This window comes from Pseudanabaena cinerea FACHB-1277 (assembly GCF_014696345.1).
Taxonomy (GTDB): domain Bacteria; phylum Cyanobacteriota; class Cyanobacteriia; order Pseudanabaenales; family Pseudanabaenaceae; genus Pseudanabaena; species Pseudanabaena cinerea.
In genome coordinates this window covers 1-2,986 of the sequence record NZ_JACJPY010000163.1, presented here as the reverse complement: position 1 = coordinate 2,986, position 2,986 = coordinate 1, and the positions used below count along the sequence as shown (strand labels likewise).

Sequence of the window (2,986 nt, the reverse complement as noted above, 5' to 3'; positions counted from 1 at the left end):
CTAGATAGGTCATACTTACTATGACTTGACCTATCTTTTTTATCTTAAATCCTCAAATCCCCATCTACTCATACTTCCCATATCTTTTGTCGCCCCGTCAGCTGAAATGTAGTCAGATTTTGTTAGAATAAAAAGTGTAGATTCATACAACATAATTATGAAATACCCACTCCATACAGTTTCTAAACCCGTGACTGGCAGTGCCGCAAAAAAACTAGCAGAGGCTATTAAAAGCGGCGGGTTTGTTGCGAATGAGTCTGCTCTAGCTTTAGTGAAACGCATCATGGCTCGTCGTCAAGAAAGAATTGATGCCGCCAAACAGTAAATTTTCTGATGTTGACTTCTCAAATTTACCAATCGAACATCTAACCCCTGACCTCAACGTTACAGGGCAAGGTTTCCGATGTATAAGGGGTGAATTTGCCACCTATTGGAGAAAAGGGAGAATTCAGCGTGAAGTAAATGCTCGAATTAGTCATTGTTGGATTTTGCGCTGTGAAGATGACTTAGCGGGCTACATTACGTTACTTACCGACAAACTCGAAGTTGACGAGCCAATTTTAATTGATGAAGGAGTGCAGTATCAGACATTCCCAGCAATCAAAATCGGGCTATTAGCCGTTGATCGCAGAGCTAAAGGAGCAGGTCGGCGATTACTAGAATGGGCAGTCGAATATATTGCTGAGAATATTGCACCTCATGTAGGCGTTCGCTTTATAACTGTAGATGCTCTCTATGATTCAGACACAACTCCTGCCTATGACGCATCTGGATTTTACAAAAAATTTGGTTTCCAATTTGTCGATGCAGAAGAATCTTTACCACCATCCGTTCCCTATCGCACCATGTATCTTGATCTCAAACCTTTATTGGATGCCCTGAGTATCCAAATTTAGGGGCGATCGCTGGTTTGATTTCTGTGGAGTGGCGATCGCACTCTCAGTTATCTATACTGGACTCTTTGCACTCCTAAATTGTCTAAAACCTCATCTAGTCTCTCCTTGAAAACATTTAGACTAGGCATATCTACGATCTTGTTAATATCTAGCTCTCCACAATCAATTTTGTCATTAAGAATAGATCTTGTCCCTTGTTCACCAAGATGCTGCTCTAGCTGATCTTTTAATAGATTTTTTGAGTCAGGACTACTTTTCTCATTTTCAAGCTTCTCACAGTTTTGATAATTTTCACGCAGGGCGCATAAAATCCAAGCTTCGGAAGTCGGCTTTGGAATCATTGGCACACCATTTACAACTTCTTCGATTTCAAAGCCATCTAGCATAGATTTCCGTTTGTTTGCCCACTCACCGTTAGGCGAAGGGTCATCAGCATCTCTAAAAAGAATGGGTATTACTTGTACACCACGCCTACTGCCTTCTAATTTAGCTATTTTGGCTAAGGCTCTCGCATTGTTGTAAAAGAAACGAGTTTCAATCAACTGCTTTTTTCCTTTTCTTGAACGAGGCTTCATATCCTTAGCCACTACAACTATTTGGGCTTCCGAAATAATCGTATAATGCTCTTGCCCTAATTCAACAAATGAGTAATTAATTCGGCGCTCAATCCAATTATCAACAAATTTTGTCATTGGTCCAATTTCGTCAGTTTGTGTGCCTATATCACTTGCACCTTCACCACTTAATAATAAAGATATCGTAAATATCCCCTCCTATTTTTGCTTTTTTAACGTCATAATTTCTTCGCCAAGTTGTGTTAAAAGGGTATCTTCATAAACTTCACCTGGTCCCATAACAGTTAGTTTTTTACGCATAGAAGGAATATCAAAAAGACGAATAGCTTGTGTAGCGCCATTTTGTTCTTTATATAAATAAATTACACCGTCAATAGCAGTACTATCTTCAAGGTAATTCAAAACCATTGGACTATGCGTAGTCACAAGCACCTGTGGAGAAGCTTCAACTAAGCTATCTACAAGAAATTCAATTAGTTCTGGATTAATACCATTTTCTATTTCATCAAGTAATAAAAAACTTTGATCCTTAGTCTCTTTAGATAATTGAGCAAAAACAGCCAACATCCGAAGAATTCCATCAGCTATATGTCTAGCCTCTGTTTTTAATGCAATATTCCCAAACTGTTCTTCAACCATAAGTTGCTTCCAGCCAGAATGTATAGTGGTTATATCAAACTGTTTAAGATTTGGATAAATTTTAGAGAGTTTATCTAGAATGACAACTCTTTCCTCTCTTGCCAGATCATATAGAAATGCTGAAAGATATTCACCACCTAATCCTAAATCTTTTTTTGATTCTTTTGTACGTTGTCTCAATAATTCAGGAGATAGAAGATCCAAAGTATGTAAGCCTTCAAAAAACTTTTTAAACTCAATTATTTCTTCTGTTAATTGATTTTCCTTAACCTGGGAAATCAGAGATCCTTGATAATCGAATGGAATAACTCCAGACAATTTAGGCGTATTCTCTCTTTCTTTTTCATCTAATGACCAAATATAATATTTTCCATTCTCTACTCTCAAAATCAAATTGTTATTCCAATCTACACGTTCAAAGGTACAGCGTAACGTTATGGTATTAAAGCTTGCAGTCCATTTAATTTCAAATCCTTGAGAATGAGTAAGTAAAACTTCAAAATCAATATTTTTCTTTTTCGATGCTAGTTTTGACTTAATATCAGAGGCACTCCACTTCCTTTTGCTTAACCAGCCTTTTATGTCACCTCTAAGTTGTTGCGACAAAAAATCAAAGAATTGTAATACTGTGGATTTACCCGAACCATTAAGCCCAACTAAACAGTTGAACTTAGCTAGGGGCATTTCAAAGTTGACTAGAGATTTAAAATTGTAAATTTTTATTCGTTTAATTATCATTTTTTGTCTGCAAAAAGTTGAACACAATATCATTAATAGACCTGTTGGGAAATAAAAGTAAAGTACAGAAAGGGTTTTACTTTTTCCATCCATTTTTAAGCAGAATCTAAATAGAAGTTCCATAAACCAGCAGCATTC

At 36.8% G+C, this 2,986-nt stretch carries 4 protein-coding genes; 2 read left to right on the top strand and 2 right to left on the bottom strand.

Annotation, left to right across the window (positions count from 1 at the left end; genetic code table 11):
• The first annotated feature begins 157 nt into the window (after positions 1–157).
• Positions 158–325 carry a hypothetical protein gene (locus H6F44_RS22450; RefSeq protein WP_190353306.1) on the top strand — a complete coding sequence of 56 codons (168 nt, stop codon included), beginning with the start codon at positions 158–160 and terminating at the stop codon, positions 323–325.
• A complete protein-coding gene (locus H6F44_RS22445; RefSeq protein WP_190353305.1) occupies positions 309–896 on the top strand; it encodes a GNAT family N-acetyltransferase in 588 nt (195 codons plus the stop codon). The genes H6F44_RS22450 and H6F44_RS22445 overlap by 17 nt, the downstream gene beginning before the upstream one ends.
• A gap of 47 nt (positions 897–943) precedes the next feature.
• Here H6F44_RS22445 and H6F44_RS22440 read toward each other — a convergent pair whose 3' ends face one another.
• Positions 944–1,588, bottom strand: coding sequence for a hypothetical protein (locus tag H6F44_RS22440; protein WP_190353304.1), 645 nt, complete (start codon positions 1,586–1,588; stop codon positions 944–946).
• Between the two features lie 81 nt (positions 1,589–1,669).
• Positions 1,670–2,986: AAA family ATPase (locus H6F44_RS22435; protein WP_206754487.1), on the bottom strand; the 1,317-nt coding region annotated here is incomplete at its 5' end.

Bases quoted from the DNA above. Each gene is read 5' to 3' on its own strand.
- H6F44_RS22450 (WP_190353306.1), top strand. From the start codon at position 158: ATGAAATACCCACTCCATACAGTTTCTAAACCCGTGACTGGCAGTGCC.
- H6F44_RS22445 (WP_190353305.1), top strand. From the start codon at position 309: ATGCCGCCAAACAGTAAATTTTCTGATGTTGACTTCTCAAATTTACCA.
- H6F44_RS22440 (WP_190353304.1), bottom strand. From the start codon at position 1,588: ATGACAAAATTTGTTGATAATTGGATTGAGCGCCGAATTAATTACTCA.